Raw genomic sequence first — 21613 nt, forward strand, 5'->3', positions numbered from 1 at the left:
ATCCCAGGGTGGAGCAAAGCCGCCAAGCCGACCGAGGAGGGAGAGCATAGCGGGCGCCCGGGCGATCGGACCAGTGAGGAGCGATCCCTTGCGCTGCCCGCGTCGGAAAGAGGAGTTGACGCGCGCACTCCCACGCTGACGACAGTGTCGCTCCCACCGCGCTCAGCGAGAGCCGGTTGCCCCGTGCGGGAGATAGGGGCTCCACTCCTTCCAGAGGAAGTAGAGGACCGCAGCGAGCAGAAGGAGAAGGAAGAAGAAGCGGTTTCGATCCCGTCTTCGTTGTGCGCTGTGCTGCCAGCCAAGCGAGTGGCGTCTCGCCTCTGCCAGCCGCGCCTGCGCGGCATCTGCCCCCTCGGAGAGGAAATGACGCGATCCGGCTTCCGGGCTCTGCCTCTTCGGAAATCCCTCTTCCCCGTCCGGATCGAGCGGCATGGTCCTACTTCTTCAAAAACCAGAAGAGAGAGACGGCCAGGAGAGAGAGAATGAGGGGAAGCGAATAGGCAAAGCCGCTCACGACCTTGTGCCAGAAGCCCCTTTCCTCCTCCGCTTCCGCCAGGACCTCTTCCGCACGAGGCGCATTGGCTTCCGGCTCGCGACCCTCCCAGCTCAGCCGGTCAATCCGGCCTTGAGCCTGTCGCAGAGCGGCCCGAGACTGATCGATCAATGCCAATGCCTTGGCCAGCTCCTCGGCCAGGTTCGCGGGTTCCCAGGATGCCGGCTCCAAAGCTTCCAGAGCCGAAAGCTGGCCAGCAAGCGTCTTCCGCATCGAGCGGACATCTTCGAGCTCCCGCTCTCCTTCCTCCTGCTGCTGCTCCAGAAGAGCGATGCTCCGCGTGAGCTCCTCGGTCACCGCTCGGTGCCCGAGCTCGAAATCCCGCTGCTTCTTCCGCAACTCTTCGAGCTGGCGCTTCTGGCGTTCGATCTCCTCGCGCCTCCGCTCCAGGTCGAGCAAGACCTCGTGGGCTTGCTGCACCTTGATGTTCAAATCATCGACGGAGAAACGGGAGCCGCCTTCGCCTTCGCCCGGCAAGGATGCCGCTTCCCCAGCCTTCTTACTCATAAACGTGCGCTAGATTTTATCCTACCGTGTCGCTTCCAGCACGCAAGCATTTGCGAGGCTCAGGGCGCCTTCTTTACGACTAGCCGCCCGGCCGGCCTGTCGGGGATCGAAGAGGTCTTGACAAGAGAATTCGGTCTCGCCTTGACTCGATCTGCGCGTGCAAGCTTCCTCCCCCTTCTCACTCCGTACAAGCCCGCTGGACGACCGCCATCGGAAGTGGGGGGCGCGGATGGGGGAGTTCGCGGGGTGGAGCCTGCCGATCGTCTACACCTCGGTGGCGGAGGAAACATTGGCCGTCCGGCAGAGGGCGGGACTCTTCGACATCAGCCACATGGGGGAGCTCCTGGTCTGCGGTCCCGATGCCCTGGATCAGCTCGACCGGCTTTTGCCGAGCAACGTGACCGCCCTCCCGACGGGTCGAGGCCGCTACTCCTTGCTGCTGCAGGAGGAGGGTGGCATCATTGACGATCTCTTTGTCTATCGGATCGAGCCGTCGCGATTCTGGTTGGTCGTCAACGCCTCGACGACGCAGACCGATTTTCGCTGGTTTTCCGCAAAGCTCGGGGGTTCCGAGACGACCGTCACGGACGAAAGCGAGCGCTGGGGTGGGATGGCCATCCAGGGTCCCGAGGCGAGAAGGATCCTCCGATCGCTCCTCCCGGAGGTTCCGGAAGCCTGGGAGCGACGTGCGATCGTCGCCGCCTCTTGGAAGGGGGCAAGCGTATGGGTAGCGCACACCGGCTACACGGGAGAGGACGGAGCGGAGCTCTTTTTTCCCGTCTCCCTCGGGACGAGCCTCTGGGATGCCCTGCTCGAGGCGGGCGCTTCCTCGGGATTGCGCCCCTGCGGCTTGGCGGCCAGGGACATCCTTCGACTGGAAGCCTGCTTGCCGCTCAACGGTCATGAGCTAAGCCCGGAGCTGACTCCGATGGAAGCCCGCTTGGCCTGGGTCGTCGATTGGGAGAAGGGCGCTTCCTTCCCGGGGAAGAGAGCACTGGAAGAGAAAAGGCTCCGGGGAACCGAGATCTCTCTGGTCGCATTCACTGTCGATCGCCCCGCTCCCCCGCCCAGAACCGGCTACGAGCTTTGGAGTGGAGAAACCGCAGTAGGGAAGGTGACGAGCGGGGGCTTCTCTCCCACTCTGGGCGCGGCGATCGGCATGGGGTATGTGCGCTCGGCCCTGGCCGTCGAGGGGACCCGCCTCGCCTACGTCGTCCGGGGAAACCGCTATGGGGCGGTTGTAAAGGCCGCGCCCCTCTATCGAAGGAGAACCAGATGAACATTCCTACCGATCGTTTCTATTCCGCATCGCATGAGTGGTTGCTGCTCGAAGGGGAGACTGGCGTCGTCGGTATCACCGATCATGCCCAGCGGGAACTATCCGACATCGTCTTTGTCGAGTTGCCGGAGATTGGTGCGCATGTGCGGCAGGGAGAGGCCGTGGCAACGATCGAATCGGTGAAGGCGGCATCCGACGTCTACGCTCCAGTGACCGGAGAGATCCAGGAGGTCAACGCCGGCTTGGCTCAGGAACCCGGCCGGATCAATACCGACCCCTATGGGCAAGGTTGGCTCTTCCGGATCCGTGTCCAAAATCCTGCGGAAACAGCACGGCTCCAATCACCGGAAGCCTACGCAAAGCTTACGGCGGGCGCGGCGGGAACTCCCTCCTAAGAGGCGGTCCGTCTCCCCAAGGAGTGGTTACCGGGGCCAGCCGAGAGACCAAGATGACCAATCGAGAAGAACCCGCCCCCTTTGTGAGTCGCCATATCGGTCCGAGCCCTCTCGAGCAGGAAGAGATGCGGAAAGCGCTCGGATTTTCGTCGGCGGCGGCGCTGGTCGATGCGATCCTTCCACAGGCCGTCCGCACCCGGGCTCCGCTGCGGCTACCGGCCGCTCGCTCGGAATCGGGCGCCCTGGCAGCTCTGCAGGATCTGGCCAAGAAGAACCGCGTTGCGCGCTCCTATCTGGGAATGGGCTATTCCGCCTCGATCACCCCCGCGGTGATCCGGCGGAACATCCTGGAGAATCCAGACTGGTACACCCCTTACACCCCCTATCAGTCCGAGATCAGCCAAGGCCGGTTGGAAGCCCTTCTGACCTTTCAGACGCTGGTTGCCAACCTCACGGGTCTCGACGTAGCCAACGCATCTCTGCTGGACGCTGATACGGCTGCCGCCGAAGCCATGATCCTCTGCTCGCGCGTCAGCGGCATCCCGAGCCCACGCCGCTTTCTCGTCTCCTCCCGTTGCCATCCGCAAACCATTGCCGTAGTGCAGACCCGCGCGGAACCGCTCGGGATCGTCACGGAGCTCCGCGATCCCCTGCAGGATGGCCTTCCCGAGGAGGCTTGCTTCGGCGCTCTCCTTCCCTATCCGACGACCGAGGGCCTGATCCCCGACTACGCAGATGCGATCGCTACGATGCGAGAACGCCGGACGATCGTCGTCCTGCATATCGATCCGCTCGCCCTCTGCCTCTTCCGATCGCCTGGCGAGATTGGCGCAGACATCGCCGTCGGCTCCCTGCAGCGGTTCGGTCTCCCTCTCGGCTACGGCGGCCCCCATCCGGGCTTCCTGGCGGCGCGGTCAAGCTATCTCCGCAAGCTGCCCGGGAGAATCGTCGGCATTTCGCGAGACCGGGAGGGAAGACGGGCGTTCCGCTTGGCCTTGCAAACCCGGGAGCAGCATATCCGGCGCGAGAAGGCCACGAGCAACATTTGCACCGCCCAGGCCCTCCCCGCCGTCGTCGCGGCCTTTTACGCGGTGTACCACGGGCCTTCCGGGCTTCGGAGGATCTCCGAAGGCATTCGGGCACGGACCGAACGTCTTGCGGAGGCGCTTGCGGCAATCGGCGTCCAGCTCCTTCCCGGACCACGCTTCGACACCATCGTCGCGCTCCTGCCCCAATCGCGCTCCGCCTCGCTCCTTCTCCGCGCGCAGGCCAGAGGAATCAATCTCCGGGAACTGCCCTCCGGCCTGGGGATCTCCTTGGACGAGACGACCGAGGAAGGCGATCTGATCGACCTGCTCTCGCTTTTCGCCGAGGAGCTTGAGTGCCCGCTGCCGGCCCTGCCCCCGGCGGATGCGGAGTCATGCCCCATCCCGCCGAATCTCCAACGGAGCCTCCCCCTCCTTCCCCACTCGGTCTTCCGGCGATACCAGAGCGAGACCGAGCTCCTCCGGTACATCCGGCGGCTGGCCGGGCGCGACATCAGCCTGACGACCTCGATGATCCCCTTGGGATCATGCACCATGAAGCTCAACGCCGCCTCCGAGATGCTGCCGATGCTTTGGGACGAATTCTCCCGGATTCATCCCTTCTGCCCGATCGACCAGGCCAGGGGATACCAGGAGCTGCTCGGTGATCTCGAACACTGGCTCACGGAGATCACGGGGATGGCGGCCGTATCCTTTCAGCCGGCGGCAGGGAGCCAGGGGGAGCTCGCCGGGTTGCTGGCGATTCGTGCCTACCACAGGGCTCGCGGGCAGGGGAATCGGGATCTCTGCCTCCTCCCGGTTTCCGCGCATGGAACCAACCCCGCCAGTGCTGCCGCAGCGGGTCTTTCCGCTCAATCCGTGCTCTGTGACGAGGGAGGGCGGCTCGACCTGGTCGATCTCCGGAGCAAGCTTTCCGAGGCGGGGTCCCGCGTCGCGGTGCTCATGGTCACCTACCCCTCGACCTACGGCATTTTCGAGGAGACCCTCCCGGAAGCAATCCGCATGGTCCGGGAAGCGGGCGGGCTTGTCTACCTCGACGGCGCCAACGCCAATGCCTTCCTGGGTCTCTGTCGCCCGGGAGAGCTGGGGGTGGATGTCTGCCATCTCAACCTCCATAAGACCTTCGCCATTCCCCACGGCGGCGGGGGCCCCGGCGCCGGACCGATTGCCGTCTCTCCCGCCCTCGCTCCCTTCCTCCCCTCCCATCCTTTTCTGCCCCGGGCATCGGGAGGTGGCATTGGTGCGATCAGCGGTTCCCCCTGGGGGAATGCGGGAGTCTACCCCATCACCTGGATGTTCCTGGCGATGACGGGAGCTTCCGGCCTGGCGCGTTGCGCGGAAGTGGCGCTTCTCTCGGCCAACTATGTCGCCCATCGGCTCACCCCCTGCTTCTCCGTGGTGTTCCGCGGTCGCTCGGGGCTCGTGGCCCATGAATGCATCATCGATCTTCGCCCATGGAAGGAGTGCGGGATCGAGGCGGAGGATGTGGCCAAGCGTCTCGCGGATTTCGGCTTCCATGCGCCGACGGTCTCCTGGCCGATCCCCGGGGCCCTGATGATCGAACCGACCGAAAGCGAGTCGAAGGAGGAGCTCGATCGCTTTTGCGACGCGATGCTCGTGATCCATGGCGAGATGGAGAAGGTGCGCAGGGGCGAGTTCCCGATGGACGACAACCCCGTCCGGAACGCTCCCCACACCGCCACGGCCGCCGCAGCGGAGGGGTGGAGCCATCCCTACTCTCGCCAGACGGCGGTCTTTCCGCTTGCCTGGCTAGAAGAGAGGAAGTATTGGCCACCGGTCGCTCGAGTCGACAATGTCTTTGGCGATCGCCATCCCTCTTGCACCTGGCCCGTGGAGGAGGAAGCGGCTTCGGAGAAGGGGTAGCCGGCGAAAGAGGATCCGGCCCAGGGCTCCGTAGGGAGAGAGAGGTCCGCCTGTCGCAAGCGGGCGACCGCATTCCCCTTTTTGTCGATTGCTCGACCCTCCGCGACCGCACAGAATGAGCGTACGAGATTCGCACCGCATCGAAGCTGGGGGAGCGCTCCTTCGGACGGGATCCGGCATGCGGTGATACTCCAGCAGATCCTCAGCCATGGCAAAATTGCGGCGTCTCGGGTGGCTTCTCCTTCGCGTCGGTGTCTCTGTGGCGCTTCTGGCGGCGATCGTCTGGCGTATCCCTTGGCCAGAGATCGGCGCGGCCCTGCGAGGCGCCAGGCCGGCCTGGCTGTTGGCAGCCATTCTACTGGCCGGCGCTCAAGTCACCTTTGCCTCGCTCCGTTGGCACGCTCTGCTCTGGGCGCAAGAGATCGCGCTCTCTCTGGGCGAAACCCTGAGGCTCACCCTCATCGGCCATTTCTTCAACGCGTTCCTTCCGGGCTCCACCGGGGGGGATCTGGCGCGGATCTACTACGCCGTCCGCGTAGCTCCGACGCAAAAGGCGGCCGCTTCCCTTTCCGTCGTTTTTGATCGATTCGTCGGAGTCATCGTCTTGCTGTTGATCGGCTGCGCTCTCTGCCTCCCTCTCTATCCCGTATTCTCCAAAAGCTTCCTGGTCCGCAAAGCCCTTCTCCTCTTCCTCTTTGTTGCCGCAGGAATTCTTCTCTTTGCCCTGCTCGCCTGGTTCCTGCCGCCGCTGCTCCGGCGGCGGCCGTTCCGGCTGTGGGAAAAGCACGCGCCTTTCCACCGTCTGCTCGAGGAGCTTTCTCTCGCTCTTCGCCGATTCGCCGCGGACCGGAACGCTGCGGTTCGAGCCACAATCTTTTCCCTGGGAGGCCACACTGCCACCTTTGGATTCGCCTGGTGCACGGCGACAGCGCTCGATCTGCCGATCCCCTTCTGGATCTTGGCCGCCATTCTTGCCGTGGTGAGCGTCCTGGACGCCATTCCGATCAGCATCTCCGGACTCGGCGTACGGGAGGGCTTGTTGATTCTTTTTTTCGAGCCCTTGGGCCTCAGTGGAGCGCAAGCGGTAACCTTTTCTCTGCTCTTCTTTGGCACTACTCTCTTTTGGAGCTTCGCCGGCGGCATTGTCTACTGGCGCGGTAAGGCGAGGCGATCGGCTGAGGAGAGCAGAGCGCCGTAGGCGGCCGCCTCCGGCATGGCGGTGAGAATGGACGGCAACTGGGAAACACAAAAGATGTCGATGTGGCAAATGGGGTTGCATCTGGTGAAGCGTTTACAGAGGGCGGGCTACGTCGCCTACTTCGCCGGAGGCTGCGTGCGCGACCGCCTGCTCAACCAGGAAAGTCACGACATCGATATTGCAACCACGGCGACTCCGGAGGAGGTACAACGGCTCTTTCCTCCAGCTACGGGGTTGCACGGTAAAGTCTTCGGAGTCGTCCGGGTTCCCTCCGGGGATTACTCCTTCGAAGTGGCCACCTTTCGTCGTGACGTTGGGACGAGCGATGGGAGACATCCCGATTGCGTAGTCTTTGCGCGTCCGGAAGAAGACGCCTATCGGCGCGACTTTACCATCAACGCCCTCTTCTATGATCCGGTGGCGGAGCAACTGATCGATTATGTCGGCGGGCGGTTTGATCTTGCCGAAAAGAAGATCCGCGCGGTTGGCGATCCGCACCGTCGTTTTGCGGAAGACAAGCTGCGCCTCCTGCGGGCCATCCGCTTCGCCGCCAACCTCGGCTTTACCATCGAGCCGGAAACTTGGCAGGCGCTCCGAGCACAGGCAACGACCATCCATCTGGTCAGCGTCGAACGCATCCGCGAGGAGCTCGACCGGATCTGGGCCGGCCCCGCACCGGCCATCGGACTTGACCTCCTGGATCGGAGCGGGCTGCTCGTGCAGCTCCTTCCGGAGCTTTCAGCTCTGCACGGCGTCGAGCAACCGAAGGAGTTTCACCCCGAGGGTGATGTCTTCGTCCACACGCGCCTCCTGCTTGGTCAACTCTGCAACGCTCCCCTCCCGCTGGCCTGGGCCGCGCTGCTCCACGACATCGGAAAGCCCATCACCCAAAGGAGAGATTCGAGCGGCCGGATCCGCTTTTTCGAACACGAGGTCATCGGCGCGCGAATGGCCCACGTGATCCTGACCCGCCTCCGCCAGCCCAACCACCTGATCGACGCGGTCGTCCCGATGGTTGCCAATCACATGGCATTCAAAGATGCCAAACAGATGCGTCCTGCCACACTCAAGCGACTCCTGGCGCGCGACACCTTCCTTTTAGAGCTCGAGTTGCATCGAATCGATTGCCTTGCCTGCCATGGGGATCTGTCGATCTATGAGTTTTTGCGTGCCAAGTTAGAAGAGCTTCCCCCTGCGGACATTTCGCCACCTCGACTTCTCACCGGACATGATTTCCTTGCTCTCGGAGTTCCCCCGGGGCCGCGCATCGGCTCCCTTTTGGAAGCGGTCCGCGAAGCTCAGCTCAACGGACAGGTTCAGACTCGGGAGGAGGCCCTTTCGCTCGCTTCCCGACTGATCTCCTCCGAGCCAACCCCGCCGTCACCCGGCTTCCGATAACCCGCTCTGAGCGAGACTCCGCCATCCGAGCCTCATTCGCGCCTCGGATCTCCATTCAAGCAACGAGTTGCAGCGCATTCATTGCCCGGACTTCCCTAATAAAGTATTATCATGCTAAGATATTGCAGAAGAATGGCTTGCATTCCATCTTCGTACCAGACCCTCTTGAATCCGGGTTGCAGTACCGTTTGTTCCTCCTTTTTCATATTGACGACTCTCACTCCCTTTGTCACAAACAGCCTGGAAGCGGATTGAATCCGCTTCCGGAAGGAGAGAGGATGAAAGAGGAAAAGAAGAAAGAGAAGCGTTGGAATCGAGTCGACCTCGTCGAGCATGTCCAAAAAGAGATGGGGAAGGAGACCACGAAGGCGCTCGCCGAATCGGCGGTTGGTGCCGTCTTAGACGGCCTCAAGGTGGGCATACGCAAGGCGAGTACGGTGCAGCTCATCGGATTCGGCACGTTTCGGGTCGTTCATCGAAAGGCGAGGGTCGGGGTAAATCCCAAAACCGGCGAGCGCCTCAAGATCAAGGCCTCGAAGTCGGTCCGCTTTGCACCCGGAAAGGGTCTGAAGGAGAGTTTGTAACCGCGCTCCTATCCCCGCAGGGTCCCCATTCCGTTTCCTTGGTTTGACCACAGGAATCGGAGGAGTGGAAGCATCTCACTCCGTCGTTCGTCGTCCACTAACGACAGGAAGGCCGGAATCCCCTTCGGGGACTCCGGCCTTTTCACTGCGCGAAGCAGCCCGACGCATCGGGCGTTTCTACTCTTCGTCGCTACTCTTAATATTCCTCGCCCATTCCGGGGGCCGGGGGCGCGGCCTTCTTCTCCTTTTCCGGGATCTCCGTGACCATTGCTTCGGTGGTCAGCAGGAGGCTGGCGACGGAGGCGGCATTCTGCAGAGCCGTCCTCGTCACCTTCGCTGGATCGACCACTCCCGCTTTCACCATATCGACATACTCGCGGGTGGCCACATTGAACCCTTCCTCGTCCTTCCGGGCCTTCACGGAATTGACGATGACGCTCCCCTCCAGCCCGGCGTTATTCGACAGGGCACGGAGCGGCTCTTCCAAAGCCCGCTCCACGATGAGGGAGCCCACCTTTTCGTCCCCTTTCAGGTCGAGCTTGCCGATTGCGGTCTGGCACCGCAGGAGAGCGACCCCGCCTCCAGGGACAATCCCCTCTTCGACAGCGGCGCGGGTGGCATGCAGAGCGTCCTCCACACGAGCCTTTTTCTCCTTCAGCTCGGTTTCGGTTGCCGCGCCTACGCTGATCACAGCCACTCCTCCAGCCAGCTTCGCCAACCGCTCCTGCAGCTTCTCGCGATCGTAGTCCGAGGTCGTCTCCTCGATCTGCCGCCGGATCTGGTTCGCGCGCCCTTGGATGGCGCTGGTCGTGCCTGCACCTTCGATGATTGTCGTATTCTCCTTCTCCACGACGATCTTCTTGGCGCGGCCCAAATCCTCCATCTGGATGTTTTCGAGCTTGATGCCCAGATCTTCCGTCAGGCAACGCCCACCCGTCAGGATGGCGATGTCTTCGAGCATCGCCTTGCGCCGGTCCCCAAAGCCAGGGGCCTTGACGGCGCACACCTGCAGAGTGCCGCGCAACTTGTTGACCACGAGCGTAGCCAGGGCCTCGCCTTCCACGTCTTCCGCGATGATGAGCAGAGGCCGACCCGCCTTGGCGGTTTTCTCCAGAATGGGCAGCAGGTCCTTCAAGCTGGAGATCTTCTTCTCATGGATGAGGATATAGGCGTTTTCCAGCACCGCTTCCAGCTCTTCGGCGTTGGTCACGAAGTAGGGGGAGATGTACCCCTTGTCGAACTGCATTCCTTCGACCACCTCGAGGGTCGTTTCGATGTGCTTGGCCTCTTCGACCGTCACGGTGCCATCCTTGCCGACCTTGTCGAGTGCGTCGGCAATGATCTGACCCACGGAGGCATCCCAATTCGCAGAGACTGTGGCGACCTGCTTGATCTCCTCTTTCTCCTTCACCTTCCGGGCGACGCGCTGAAGCTCGTCCACGACCGCTGTTACCGCCTTGTCGATCCCGCGCTTCAAGTCCATGGGATTGGCTCCGGCGGTCACGTTTTTCAAGCCTTCCCGGTAGATCGACTCCGCCAGGACGGTGGCGGTCGTCGTTCCGTCCCCCGCTACATCGCTGGTCTTGGATGCCACCTCGCGAACGAGCTGAGCGCCCATGTTCTCCCAGGGATCCTCCAGCTCGATCTCCTTTGCGACCGTCACACCATCCTTCGTGATGGTGGGCGCGCCGAATTTCTTGTCCAGGATCACGTTGCGACCCGCAGGCCCGAGGGTCGCCTTCACCGTCTTCGCCAGCTTTTCCACTCCACGCAGGAGGGCATGACGAGCCGATTCGTCGAAAATGAGTTGCTTAGCAGCCATAGATATGATTCTCCGCTTGTTCTTGCTTCGTTCTTGGAAACCGTTCTGCCCCTAACCGACCACCGCCAGGACGTCGTCTTCCCGAAGAATCTGATAGGCTTCCCCATCGATCTTTACTTCGGTGCCGCCGTACTTGCTGATGAGGATGCGCTCCCCTTTCTTAAGCTCGATCGGGATGCGCTTCCCCTCTTCCAGTCGCCCAGGGCCGACCGCTACCACCGTGGCTTCCTGCGGCTTTTCTTTCGCCGTATCCGGGATGATGATCCCGCCCTTTTTCGTCTCCTGCTCCTCGATCAACTTGACGAGGACTCGATCCCCCAAGGGTCGAATATTTGGTTCAGCCATTTCTTCTCCTTTCTTCTCCGTTGCTTGGATCTCTCGCGGGCCGGTCTTCCAACCAGCCTCGCCCAAAAAAACGCTTCCGGTCCTCTACGGCTTCTTATCCTTGTCCTTATCGATCATCTCGAAGTCGGCTTCGATCACGTCTCCCTTGGCCGCCGCCCCCCCACCCGTAGCTGGAGGAGGCGTCCCCGCTGCCGTGGGCTCGCCCCCGTGCGTCCCAGAAGCGGTTGCGCGGTACATCTCGGTCGAGATGGCCTGGATCTTCTCGTTGAGCTCGTTCATTGCTGCCTGCAGCGCGGCTGTATCCTCGCCAGCGAGCAAGCCTCGCAGCCGGGCGATCAAGGATTCCATTTCGACCTTCTTGGCCGAATCGATCCGCTCACCATGCTCCCGCAGGAGCTTTTCAGCCTGGTAGGCGAGGTTGTCCGCATTGTTCTTCGCCTCCGCAGCCTCCTTCCGCTTCCTGTCTTCCTCGGCGGAGGCCTCCGCTTCCCGGGTCATCCGGTCGATCTCGTCCTTGGAAAGCCCGCTCGACCCGGTGATCGAGATCTTCTGTTCGCGTCCCGTTCCCAGGTCCTTGGCGGAAACGTTGAGGATGCCGTTCGCATCGATGTCGAAGGTTACTTCTACCTGCGGGACCCCGCGCGGGGCGGGAGGGATTCCGTCGAGATGGAAGACTCCCAGCAGCTTGTTGTCACGGGCCATCGGCCGCTCCCCTTGGAGCACCTTGATCTCCACGCTCGGCTGATTGTCAGAGAATGTGCTGAAGATCTGCGACTTGCGCGTAGGAATCGTCGTGTTGCGCGGAATCATGGGCGTAGCGATTCCTCCCGCCGTTTCGATCGCCAGGGAGAGGGGAGTGACATCGAGCAGGAGCACGTCCTTCACCTGGCCGCGCAAGACCCCACCCTGGATGGCTGCGCCCACAGCCACGACCTCGTCCGGATTGACCCCTTTATGCGGCTCCTTGCCGACCAGCTTTCGAGCCGTCTCCACGATCTTCGGCATCCGGGTCATCCCTCCGACCAAAACCAGCTCGTTGATCTCGGCGGCGGAAAGCTTGGCGTCCGCAAGGCAGCTCGTCACCGGCCGGACCGTCCGCTCCGCAAGGGAGTCGGTCAGTTGCTCGAGCTTCGCCCGCGTCAGCTTCTTCTGGATATGCTTGGGCCCGGTCTGATCCGCCGTAATGAAGGGAAGATTGATCTCGTAGTCGGTGGAAGAAGAGAGAGCAATCTTGGCGCGTTCCGCCTCCTCCTTGAGCCGCTGCATCGCATCCGGCTGGCGGCGCAGGTCGATGCCGTTCTCCTGCTGAAACTCCTGGATGAGCCAGTCCATGACGGCGGCATCCCAGTCATCGCCACCGAGATGGGTGTCGCCGTTGGTCGCCTTGACCTCGAAGACCCCCTCTCCGATTTCCAGCACAGAGATGTCGAAGGTGCCGCCGCCGAGATCGTAGACGGCGATGCGCTCATCCTTCTTTTTCTCCAGCCCATAGGCCAGGGAGGCCGCCGTCGGCTCATTGATGATCCGCAGAACCTCCAGGCCGGCGATCCGTCCCGCATCCTTGGTCGCCTGGCGTTGGCTGTCGTTGAAGTAGGCGGGAACGGTGATCACGGCCTGGGTGATCTTCTCGCCCAGCTTCGCCTCCGCGTCCGCTTTCAGCTTCATCAAAATGAAAGCGGAAATTTCCTCTGGGCTATAGATACGCTTCTCCGCCCCGATCTCCACTTCGACGGCGCAGCCGCCTCCCTTTCCTTCTACGACGCGATAGGGGACCCGCTTAATCTCCTCCTGAACCTCCGAAAACCGTCGCCCGACAAAGCGCTTGATCGAAAAGATGGTGTTGCGCGGGTTGGTGATCGCCTGCCGCTTCGCCGCCTGCCCCACCAAGCGCTCCCCCGCTCGGGTAAATGCTACAACCGAAGGAGTCGTTCTCGCTCCTTCCGAATTCTCCAGGACGACCGGTTGTCCCGCCTCCATGACGGCCATGCACGAATTGGTCGTGCCCAAATCGATTCCGAGGACGTGCGCCATGCCTGTCCTCTCGCAAGATGCATGCCAGATAGGGAAGAGTATTGCTAGTCGTTCTTGAATAGGTACTTATGACATTCCCTGACTCGACCGGCATGGGAAACCGCTGCGTCACAATGACACAGTCATTGAGTCATTTGGAGACAACCCTGCTGCAAAGCGGCTGTCAATTTTTCGTGGATCCCGTCGAACCCGCCATTGCTGAACACCACGAGGACATCGCCACTCCGCACCAGGGTCCGGATATGGTCCGTGATCGCGCTGGCGTCGGGCTCGAAGAATGCGAGCTTCCCCTTCTGCCTGAGGTCCTCGATGACCTTCCGTGGGTCGAGGCGGTCCAAAGCGGGAAGCTGGTCCTTCCTGGCTACATCGGCGAGAAAAATGCCGTCGGCTCCCTGGAGGGCATCGGGGAGCGCCTGCTGGAAGATCGCCCGGCGCGTCGTATTGCTCCGAGGCTCGAAAATTGCCCAGAGGCGCCGTTCCGGAAACCGGAGTCGAAGCGAACGGAGCGTCTCCCGGATGGCGGTGGGGTGGTGTCCAAAGTCATCGATGACCGTCACCCCTCCGACTTCCGCGCGAATCTCTCCACGCCGACGCACGCCGCGAAAGCGGGGTAGCCCGTCCTCGGCGATGGAATCAAGAGAGACCCCACCGTGAACGGCCGCCGCAACCGCCATCGCCGCGTCGCGCACGTAGAGCTCGCCCACCAGAGGGATCCGGAGAAGGCGGCCAAGCATTTCAAACTCGGAGCCCTCTTTGGTGTAGCGGAGGATATGGATCGGAATCTCCGCGTTTTCGCCGAACCCGACGCGGGTCACCGGCGCCAGGCTCCCCTCGCAAACCGCCAGGCTGTTTGGATCATCGGCATTCACGAAGACCCGTCCGGTGCGCGGCACCAAGTGAATCAACCGCCGGAATGAGAGCTGGATCGCCGCGAGGTCGGGGAAGACGTCGGCGTGATCGAACTCGATGTTGTTGATGAGAACGACTTCCGGAAGGTAGTGGAGAAACTTGCTCCGCTTATCGAAGAAGGCCGTATCGTACTCATCGCCTTCCAGGACCCAAACATCCCCTCTCCCCTTGTGGCCGCCGGCACCAAAATTCCCGGGCAACCCTCCAATCAGGAAAGAAGGATCCTTGCCGGCGGCGGCGAAGAGCCAAGCCAGGAAGGAGGCCGTGGTCGTCTTCCCGTGAGTGCCGGCGACCACGAAGTTCCGCGCTTTCCGGAGAAAGAGGAATTTGAGCGCTTCCGGGAGAGAGAGATAGAAGCGCTTCTCCTCCAACACGGCCTCCAACTCCGGATTCCCTCGCTTGATCGCGTTTCCAACGACGATGATCGCTTCGGGATCCTCCGGCAGGTTTTCCGGTCGATATCCTTCGTGCAAAGAGACGCCCCGAGATGCCAGGAAGGTGGAGAGAGGGGGGTAGACGCTTTCGTCCGAGCCGCCGACCTGCCAGCCCTCCTCCTGGAGCATGGCAGCCACCGCACCCATGGCGGTGCCACAGATTCCGAGGAAGTGGAGGCGGGTACGGCTCGCCGGCGTCCCGCCGAGTAGCCAGGATGGGGTGCTGGGAATCAACGCCCGTCCATCCCTTAGGAAAGCCCGCCAAACTCGCCGCTCATCAGCGCCGATTGACTCTTCACGAAATCATTGATGGCCCGGAGCGGAGGAGTAGGTAGCGGGAAAAAACCTTCCCAGCGGCGAACCAGCTTCTCCAAGCCGCAGCTCAGAAGATTGAATCGCCAGCGCACCGATTCGACCACATAGGGGTCGAAGCTGCAGAAGCCGATGTAGCGTTCTTGGCAGGCGAGCCCCTCGCGCGCGCCGTTGCTCCGCCCGCGGCCGAGGTGCTTACAGCAGACGAGAGCGGACCGGTCCACTCCGGAAAAGAGATAGAGTCGATATTTGGCCAGTCGCGGATGGACGGAGACCACGAAGTCGATTTTCGAGCAGCGCTTCGGGGGCGTGCCCGGCGCCCAGACCCGGACACGGCATGGTTTCCGGGCGAGTTGTCCGTACCTTTCCCGTAGTGGCAGAAACGCATCCAGATCCGGAAAGAGTACGATCAGCTCTCCTCCTTCCGACTGGAGCGCCACCTCCTCCACGGCGTGTCCCATCGCACGCACCTGATTGCCTCCGAAAACGTGAAGCTGATCCCCATTGGGGGCTTCTACCAGCGAATGAGGAACGAGCTGCCCGTTTGCGGTCTCGCGCAAGCGAACCGCGTATCGCCCTGGACAATAGAGTGGAAGGGAGCATCGAAACGCCTGCTCGAAGGTGCGAATTACCCCGGTCCCGTCCCCCATAACCGTCGAATACCCTAAGTAACGTGCCCCTTTTCAGGAAGCAACTGCCTTTTTCCGCCGACGAAGCTCTCCGAAGAACTTTTGCAGGAGGGCCAGCGATGGATCCGCCAGCAGCCCTCCCAATACGTCCACTGGCCGATTCGCGCCTTCCCGGAGCCGCCATCGACTCTCCACGGCTCCCCAGCGCGGGTCGGCCAAGCCATAGACAATGCGGGCGATCCGCGTTTGCAGCGCCGCCCCCATGCACATGGGGCAAGGCTCCTTGGTCACATAGAGCGTGCATGCCTCCAGCCGCCAGTCGCCCAAGCGCACTTGCGCTTGCCCGATCGCCCGCATCTCCGCATGTGCGAGCGCGTCCCGCAACCGCTCGACCCCGTTTGCTCCACGGCCCACAGCGTCGCCTCCGCACACGACCAAGGCGCCGATGGGCACTTCGCCCTTGTCCCCCGCCTGCCGCGCCTCCTCCAGCGCCTCTTCCATCCAACGAACATCGTCTATTGCCGCGTCCATCTTTGCGTCGCCGCTCTCCCTGAGGATATGCTATCGTCGGTCCGGCCGCTAGTCGGCTTCTGCCGCAAGATGCCATTTCGCACCTGGAATCGGTGGCACGGGAGTTGCTCATCCTACGCAATGGGCCGGGGAGGGGATCTCTCGGAAGGCGGGAGAATGCCACGAACGGCAACGGGAGAATGCCATGGACCTCGAAGCACTCTACGAAGAAGTTCTTTCGGGCAAGCCCGCATGCGCGGCGGTCGCTCACCGCACGCTGTGGAAGGTTACCGGCAGGGACCGCGTGCGTTACCTAAACGGTCAAGTCACGAATGACGTGTCCGCCCTGAGGGCCGGATCAGCGATCTACGCCGCACTTCTGACCGCAAAGGGGAGGCTGGTGGCGGATCTCTGGATCGGCGCGTCGGGCGATGCACTCTGGATCGACGGTCCGACATCCGAGCGGGACTCGCTCGAAGCCCGCTTGCGCCAATTCCTCGCCGCCGACGATGTGGAGCTCGAGCGACTCGACGGCTGGAGGCTCACCCGGGCTTTTCCTGCCTCGTCGACCTTCACCCTTCCGACGCCTTCCGCGGCTTTTCGCAGCGTGCGGTTCGGCCTTCCCGGGCAGGATCTCTGGGCTCCCGGGTCCGGAGTCGGCGAGATCGGCCTCGCGATCCCGGAAAGCCTGTTGGAATCTCTTCGCCTCGAAGCGGGATTCCCACAATGGGGAACGGAGCTGCATGCCGGGGATCTACCACAGGAAGTGGGCATGGATCCGCTGGCCATTTCCTACCGCAAAGGCTGCTACGTCGGTCAGGAGATCGTGTCACGCCTCCACCATGTCGGCCATCCGAACCGCGCGCTCGTCCTCCTGACCGCCCCCCCAGGTTCGGGACCCCTTCAAGCGGGATCGGGCCTTTGGCAGGCGGAACAGGAGGTTGGCAGAGTCACCAGCGTGGCCTACTCCTTCGTCCGAAAGTCCCCAATCGCTCTCGGCATCGTGAAACGCAGCTCCTCCGTTCCTGGCACTCCATTGCGCGGCAACAACGCGAACCTGCAAGTCATCGCGCCCTTGCGCACGCCCTGCGGAACCTAGTGGGACCGGGCAGGCTCGAGCCCACGCCTTGCTTCAGGCTCCCGAAATCGCCTGCTCCTCGATTTTTTCGGCTCGGACCGGAGTATAGATATACTTTCCATCCGTTCCCTTCTCTAAATGGGCCACTTTCTTTCCCGTCGTGTAAAACCAGCTATACAAGTTGTTTGGCTTTACCCCCAGCTTCGCGGAAAGCTCCTTTACAGAGAGCCCTTCGGATCCGGCTGCCGCGAGCGCATCGAGAACCGCGGCTTTCAGCTTGCCCGGATGCCTTCCGCCCCTTCCGGGAATCCGCCCTCTGGTCTTCGCGACCCCACTGCGGCTGCGGCCATCGGCGGGTAAAAATTGAAGCCTCTTGTTGATCTCAGAGATTTTTTTCAAGAGGCTCTCCTTTTCCTGCACGAGCCTTGCGATCTCGTTCAGCTGTGCACTGGTAATCTGCGTAAGCTTCATGCGCTTAGTAATACTTACATTAGGAATCGATGCAATACTAATTTTCTCGGCGCTCCCGCTCAGTCGTTTCCTGCTTCCATGAATAGAGCCTCGCTTTGAGAGCCGCTTGCTCGGCTTCGGCGATTCGCCCCTGCTTCTGGTAAGCGAGCGAGAGCGTGGTCCAGACGAGGGGCTCTTCCGGCCGCTGAGCTGACGCGCGCAGCGCCGCGTCAATCGCCTCCGGATACGCGCCGATCTTATATAGAGCCAGTGCCAAGGCATGTTGCGCGTCGAAATAGCCGCAATCTTGATCGACCGCCTCTCGATAGGCGGCGACCGCTCCCGCCCAATCTCCGACGGCAAGCGCCTCATTTCCCTTTTGCATCCACTCCTGTGCTCGCCGATCCGTCATGTCGCTTTCTCCCTTATTTCCCTTCTCCACGACCTTTGCCTACCGGAATGGGCCCGATCTTTACTCCGCGGAACCGTCTCCTGCCGGAATCGAGACGGGGATGCGGAGGCGGACCATGCCTGAGCTCTCCCATCCCAAGTCCGGTCGGCTCCACAGCCCCGGACCAAGGAATGCAGGCCGGGCTTATGGTTCTTTCCAGACGTGATCGAGAAGGCATGCGACGAGCCCATCCACCGAGTGGTTCTCGGCCTCGGCAGCAACCGCGATCCCGAGTTGCTCCAGGGCCCGAGTCGTCATAGGACCGATACTCAGAACCCGAGGCAAGGCGGCACCCTTGCGAGGATGAAGGCGCAGCTTTTGCCAATTCTCGGCGGCGCTCGAGCTGGCAAAAAGAATCCAGTGGGCTCCTTCTTCGAGGAATCGATCCCGCGCCCCGGCCGGGTCTCCCGTTTCGGGCTCCGTATCGTAGAGAACCCACTCTTCAACCTGCGCCCCGAGTCGTCGCAGCGTCTCCGGCAAGTCCGGGTTTCCCAGTGCGCTGCGGGCCAGGCAAAACCGGGAGCCGCTCACCTCCTCCGCAGAAAAGCAGCCGGCCAGAGCGGCCGTGGTATAGCTCTCGGGGACCCGCTCGACCGAGAGATGAAATCGTCGGACGACCTCCGCCGTACCGCTCCCGACTGCGGCCAATCGGACACTACCGAGGGCCCGGAGGTCTCCGGTCGTCTCCAGAACCTGCCGCAGGAAGAGCTCGGCTCCCGCAGGGCTCGTCAAGAGGATCCAAGCAAAGTCCGAGGCCAAGCGGCGGACCAGATGCCTCTCTCGATCGCCGAAAGCGCGAGGCACGATCCGGATCGTCGGAATCTCCAGAACATCGGCGCCAAGATCGCGCAACCGTTTTCCCAGACGGCTCGACTCGCTTCGAGTCCGTGTCAGGACGATTCGCTCCCCAAAGAGAGGAAGCCCTTCTCGCCAGGAAAGCCGCCTGCGCAGCTTCACAACCTCACCGATGACGATGACGGACGGGGCCTCGGCGCAAAACGCGCCGCTCGCTGCCTCCCGCAAAGTTCCCTCCCGTACCTCTTGCTTCCCCAAAGTGCCCCACCGGATCACCGCGACAGGACACTGCTCCCGCTCCCCCCCGTCGAGAAGGCGTCGGCTGATGTCCGCCAGCCTTTCCGCACCCATCAGGATCACCTTGGTGCCCGCCAGCCCTCCCAAGGCAGCCCAGTCCACCGACGTTTCTGGCTTCGTCGGATCTTCATGGCCGGTGGCAATTGTCACCTCGGATGCGATGCCACGATGCGTCAGCGGGATCCCGGCATAGGCCGGAACGGCCAACGCCGAGGTGACCCCCGGGACGACCTCGAAGGGAATGCCCGCCGCCTCCAGCGCCTGACCTTCCTCTCCGCCTCGCCCAAAGAGGAACGGGTCGCCCCCCTTGAGCCGCACGACCCGCGCCCCTGCCTGAGCGTGGCGGACAAGCAAAGCCTCGATCTCCTTTTGAGAAAAGGCCTGCCGCCCGCTCGATTTCCCGACGAAGATCTTTTGCGCCTTGGGGTTCGTCCATTGCACAAGCTCGGGAGAGCAAAGCGCGTCGTAGAGGACGCAGTCGGCCTCCGCGAGGAGCTCGCGTCCACGAAGGGTCAAGAGCCCCGGGTCTCCGGGCCCGGCTCCAACCAGATAGACCTTCCCCTGCAACTGACAGAGGCTCATTCGATCCCTCCGCCAGCTTTGGGCCTGCATCCCGCCGCGTTCAGGATCTCCTCCGCAAGAGCTTTTCCCATCGCCTCCGCATCCTCCGCCCGTCCTGTCGCCCGCCCGCGATAGTTGCGCCCGGCCGTTTCGATCCAAATCACGCCGTCCAAGACAAGCTCCCTCCTCCGAGCGGTCGCCTTCGCTCCGACGGCCGAACGGCAGCCTCCGCCCAGGCTCCTCAGGAATGCCCGCTCGGCCGCCACTTCCCAACCCGCGGAATCGTCGTGGAGCCGCCGAAGAAGGTTGCCGATCTCTTCCTCTCCGCTGCGGCTCTCGATCCCCAGCGCTCCCTGGCCCGGAGCCGGCAGCATCGCCTCGAAAGGAAAGAACGCGAAACAAAACCCGCGACCGAGGGCTTCCAGCCTTTTCAAGCCGGCGGCGGCAAGGACGGTGCCGCTCCAGCTCGGGTTCGCTTCGAGCTTCCGCAAGCGGGTATCGACATTGCCTCGGATTTCGCAAAAGCAGAGATCCGGCCGCAATTCATGGAGCTGCCGCATCCTTCTCGGGCTACCGATCGCTACCGTCGATCCCGGAGGAACGGCCTCCCAGTCCGGGAAGCGGCGGCTCACCCAGACATCCCTGGCGTCCTCGCGCACGGAGACAGCAGCGAGCCTCAATCCCTCGGGAAGCTCGGTCGCTAGATCCTTCATGCTATGGACGGCAATGTCAATTTCCCGACGCAGCAGGGCACTTTCGAGCTCCTTGGTAAAAATCCCCTTGCCGGGCAGCAGCGATTCTCCCCGCTCCGACCAGCGGTCGCCTGAGGTTTCAAGAAAGGAGATCGCAAAAGACCATCCCGTAGACAAGCCTTCGAGGGTGCTCTTCACCTGCTCCGCCTGGATTCTGGCCAGACCGCTGCGACGACTCCCGATGATGAGCGGGCGAGTCATGCCGTGCGAAAGTTTCCCATCACATCCGAATCCCGGGACTGTCTTTGCCGTTGCTCCGCCCAATACGAAAAGCGTTCGACATAGGGCTGGAGCAACCGCCGACACCGGACGATTTCGGCCGCTCGATCCTCGAGATTCTGACGGGCGATCGTTTGCAGATCGTCGATATTGTAAAGGTAGACTCCGTCCAAGGCGTGGACCGAAGGGTCGATATCCCTCGGCACCGCCAGGTCGATGAGAAAGAGCGGATCGCCCTTTCGTTTCGCCAGCAGGGGGAGGAGCTTCTCGCGGGTCAGAACGAGATGAGGAGCGGAGGTCGAGCTGATCACGATGTCGACCTCCGCACTCCGATCCAAGAACTCCGACCAGAGAATCGCCTCCCCACGCAGCTCCTTCACCAGCTCACAGGCGCGATCATGGGTTCGGTTTGCGACGAGCAGGAGGCTCACCCCGCGCCCCTCGAGGGCGCGCGCCGTCTTTTCGCTCGTCTCACCAGCGCCCAGGACCATAACCGATCGTCCCGAAAGATTCCCGAAGAGGCGTTCTGCGAGCTCCACGGCGACGGAGCTGACCGAGACGTTCCCCCGAGTGATGAACGTTCTCGATCGCGCCGCCTTTGCGGCAGAAAAGGAGGTCTGAAAGAGACGGTTGAGCCAGACCCCCGTCGCCCGGAGCTGATGAGCGGCTTCGTAGGCCGCCTTCACCTGCCCGAAGATCTCCGTCTCCCCGATCACCATCGATCGGAGCCCGGAAACGAGCTCGAAGAGGTGGTCGACGCAGGCGCGTCCCTGCCGAAATTGGGAGTAGCTCTCCCAATCCGCCCGAATGCCATGGTAGCTCTCCAGGAATCGGCTCCACCCGGCCTGGCATCGGCCCGCGTCCCGGCTGACTCCAAAATATTCGACGCGATTGCAGGTAGAGACAAGAACCCCCTCTTCCAGGGACAGTTCCTGCAGGAGAAGAGGGAGCGCACGAATCAACTCCTCGCGGCGAAAGGCGACGCGCTCGCGGAGCTCCAAAGGGCTTTGCTCGTAATTCAGCCCGCCACCCACGAGAAATTGCATAGCTTCCCGTTTCTCATTTGCCTCTCCGCAGCCTGCCTCCCGGGGCCACACCCATCCACCTTCTTTCTCTGCGCCCGCAGGGGAATCGCGTCCCGAGGCACAAAGAGGGCTTTGCCCTTCGGCTGCGG

General features: G+C 62.4%; 20 protein-coding genes. 7 read left to right on the top strand and 13 right to left on the bottom strand.

Features of this window, described 5'->3' with window-relative positions; genetic code table 11:
- Positions 1-162: 162 nt before the first annotated feature.
- On the bottom strand, positions 163-432 hold the full coding sequence (locus tag MacB4_RS06395; RefSeq protein ID WP_206863068.1) for a hypothetical protein: 270 nt from the start codon (positions 430-432) through the stop codon (positions 163-165).
- Positions 433-436: 4 nt separating this feature from the next.
- A complete protein-coding gene (locus tag MacB4_RS06400) occupies positions 437-1060 on the bottom strand; it encodes a hypothetical protein (protein ID WP_206863069.1) in 624 nt (207 codons plus the stop codon).
- Between the two features lie 157 nt (positions 1061-1217).
- Here MacB4_RS06400 and gcvT point away from each other — a divergent pair, with 157 nt between their 5' ends.
- The 6 genes from gcvT to MacB4_RS06430 all read left to right on the top strand — a co-directional run bounded on the left by gcvT (position 1218) and on the right by MacB4_RS06430 (position 8844).
- Positions 1218-2339, top strand: coding sequence for a glycine cleavage system aminomethyltransferase GcvT (gcvT, locus tag MacB4_RS06405; protein WP_206863070.1), 1122 nt, complete (start codon positions 1218-1220; stop codon positions 2337-2339).
- Positions 2336-2734 (top strand): glycine cleavage system protein GcvH, encoded by a 399-nt coding sequence (gene gcvH, locus MacB4_RS06410; protein WP_206863071.1) that lies wholly within the window; start codon positions 2336-2338, stop codon positions 2732-2734. Before gcvT ends, gcvH begins: the two co-directional genes overlap by 4 nt.
- A 53-nt stretch (positions 2735-2787) precedes the next feature.
- Positions 2788-5664 (top strand): aminomethyl-transferring glycine dehydrogenase, encoded by a 2877-nt coding sequence (gene gcvP / locus MacB4_RS06415; RefSeq protein WP_206863072.1) that lies wholly within the window; start codon positions 2788-2790, stop codon positions 5662-5664.
- A gap of 208 nt (positions 5665-5872) precedes the next feature.
- The gene (locus MacB4_RS06420; protein ID WP_206863073.1) at positions 5873-6862 is read left to right on the top strand and encodes a lysylphosphatidylglycerol synthase transmembrane domain-containing protein; all 990 of its coding nucleotides are present in this window, start codon (positions 5873-5875) and stop codon (positions 6860-6862) included.
- A gap of 15 nt (positions 6863-6877) precedes the next feature.
- Positions 6878-8260: a CCA tRNA nucleotidyltransferase gene (locus MacB4_RS06425; RefSeq protein WP_242529147.1), complete on the top strand. Its 1383-nt coding sequence runs from the start codon at positions 6878-6880 to the stop codon at positions 8258-8260.
- Between the two features lie 278 nt (positions 8261-8538).
- Positions 8539-8844: an HU family DNA-binding protein gene (locus MacB4_RS06430; protein ID WP_206863075.1), complete on the top strand. Its 306-nt coding sequence runs from the start codon at positions 8539-8541 to the stop codon at positions 8842-8844.
- 196 nt (positions 8845-9040) lie between these two features.
- Here MacB4_RS06430 and groL read toward each other — a convergent pair whose 3' ends face one another.
- From groL to MacB4_RS06460, 6 genes are all read right to left on the bottom strand, one after another.
- Positions 9041-10666 (bottom strand): chaperonin GroEL, encoded by a 1626-nt coding sequence (groL, locus tag MacB4_RS06435; protein WP_206863077.1) that lies wholly within the window; start codon positions 10664-10666, stop codon positions 9041-9043.
- Positions 10667-10717: 51 nt separating this feature from the next.
- Positions 10718-11011 carry a co-chaperone GroES gene (groES, locus tag MacB4_RS06440; RefSeq protein WP_206863078.1) on the bottom strand — a complete coding sequence of 98 codons (294 nt, stop codon included), beginning with the start codon at positions 11009-11011 and terminating at the stop codon, positions 10718-10720.
- Positions 11012-11095: 84 nt separating this feature from the next.
- Positions 11096-13042 (bottom strand): molecular chaperone DnaK, encoded by a 1947-nt coding sequence (gene dnaK / locus MacB4_RS06445; RefSeq protein WP_206863079.1) that lies wholly within the window; start codon positions 13040-13042, stop codon positions 11096-11098.
- Between the two features lie 122 nt (positions 13043-13164).
- The gene (gene mpl, locus MacB4_RS06450) at positions 13165-14619 is read right to left on the bottom strand and encodes a UDP-N-acetylmuramate:L-alanyl-gamma-D-glutamyl-meso-diaminopimelate ligase (RefSeq protein ID WP_255551649.1); all 1455 of its coding nucleotides are present in this window, start codon (positions 14617-14619) and stop codon (positions 13165-13167) included.
- 14 nt (positions 14620-14633) lie between these two features.
- Positions 14634-15158 (bottom strand): hypothetical protein, encoded by a 525-nt coding sequence (locus tag MacB4_RS06455; protein ID WP_206863080.1) that lies wholly within the window; start codon positions 15156-15158, stop codon positions 14634-14636.
- Between the two features lie 222 nt (positions 15159-15380).
- Positions 15381-15857: a nucleoside deaminase gene (locus MacB4_RS06460; protein WP_255551650.1), complete on the bottom strand. Its 477-nt coding sequence runs from the start codon at positions 15855-15857 to the stop codon at positions 15381-15383.
- A 184-nt stretch (positions 15858-16041) separates the two neighbouring features.
- On the opposite strand from MacB4_RS06460, the gene MacB4_RS06465 reads away from it, so the two are divergent.
- Positions 16042-16935: a folate-binding protein YgfZ gene (locus MacB4_RS06465; RefSeq protein ID WP_206863082.1), complete on the top strand. Its 894-nt coding sequence runs from the start codon at positions 16042-16044 to the stop codon at positions 16933-16935.
- 33 nt (positions 16936-16968) lie between these two features.
- Here MacB4_RS06465 and MacB4_RS06470 read toward each other — a convergent pair whose 3' ends face one another.
- The 5 genes from MacB4_RS06470 to hemA all read right to left on the bottom strand — a co-directional run bounded on the left by MacB4_RS06470 (position 16969) and on the right by hemA (position 21485).
- Entirely contained in the window at positions 16969-17385 is a 417-nt protein-coding gene (locus MacB4_RS06470) for a hypothetical protein (protein WP_206863083.1), read from the bottom strand.
- 37 nt (positions 17386-17422) lie between these two features.
- Positions 17423-17776, bottom strand: a complete 354-nt coding sequence (locus tag MacB4_RS06475; RefSeq protein ID WP_206863084.1) for a tetratricopeptide repeat protein — start codon at positions 17774-17776, stop codon at positions 17423-17425.
- A gap of 183 nt (positions 17777-17959) precedes the next feature.
- Positions 17960-19489, bottom strand: coding sequence for a uroporphyrinogen-III C-methyltransferase (gene cobA, locus MacB4_RS06480; RefSeq protein WP_206863085.1), 1530 nt, complete (start codon positions 19487-19489; stop codon positions 17960-17962).
- Positions 19486-20421 carry a hydroxymethylbilane synthase gene (gene hemC, locus MacB4_RS06485; RefSeq protein WP_206863086.1) on the bottom strand — a complete coding sequence of 312 codons (936 nt, stop codon included), beginning with the start codon at positions 20419-20421 and terminating at the stop codon, positions 19486-19488. Before hemC ends, cobA begins: the two co-directional genes overlap by 4 nt.
- Positions 20418-21485, bottom strand: coding sequence for a glutamyl-tRNA reductase (hemA, locus tag MacB4_RS06490; RefSeq protein WP_206863087.1), 1068 nt, complete (start codon positions 21483-21485; stop codon positions 20418-20420). Before hemA ends, hemC begins: the two co-directional genes overlap by 4 nt.
- Positions 21486-21613: the final 128 nt, after the last annotated feature.

Source organism: Methylacidimicrobium sp. B4, from assembly GCF_017310545.1.
In the GTDB taxonomy this organism is placed as follows: Bacteria; Verrucomicrobiota; Verrucomicrobiia; order Methylacidiphilales; family Methylacidiphilaceae; genus Methylacidimicrobium.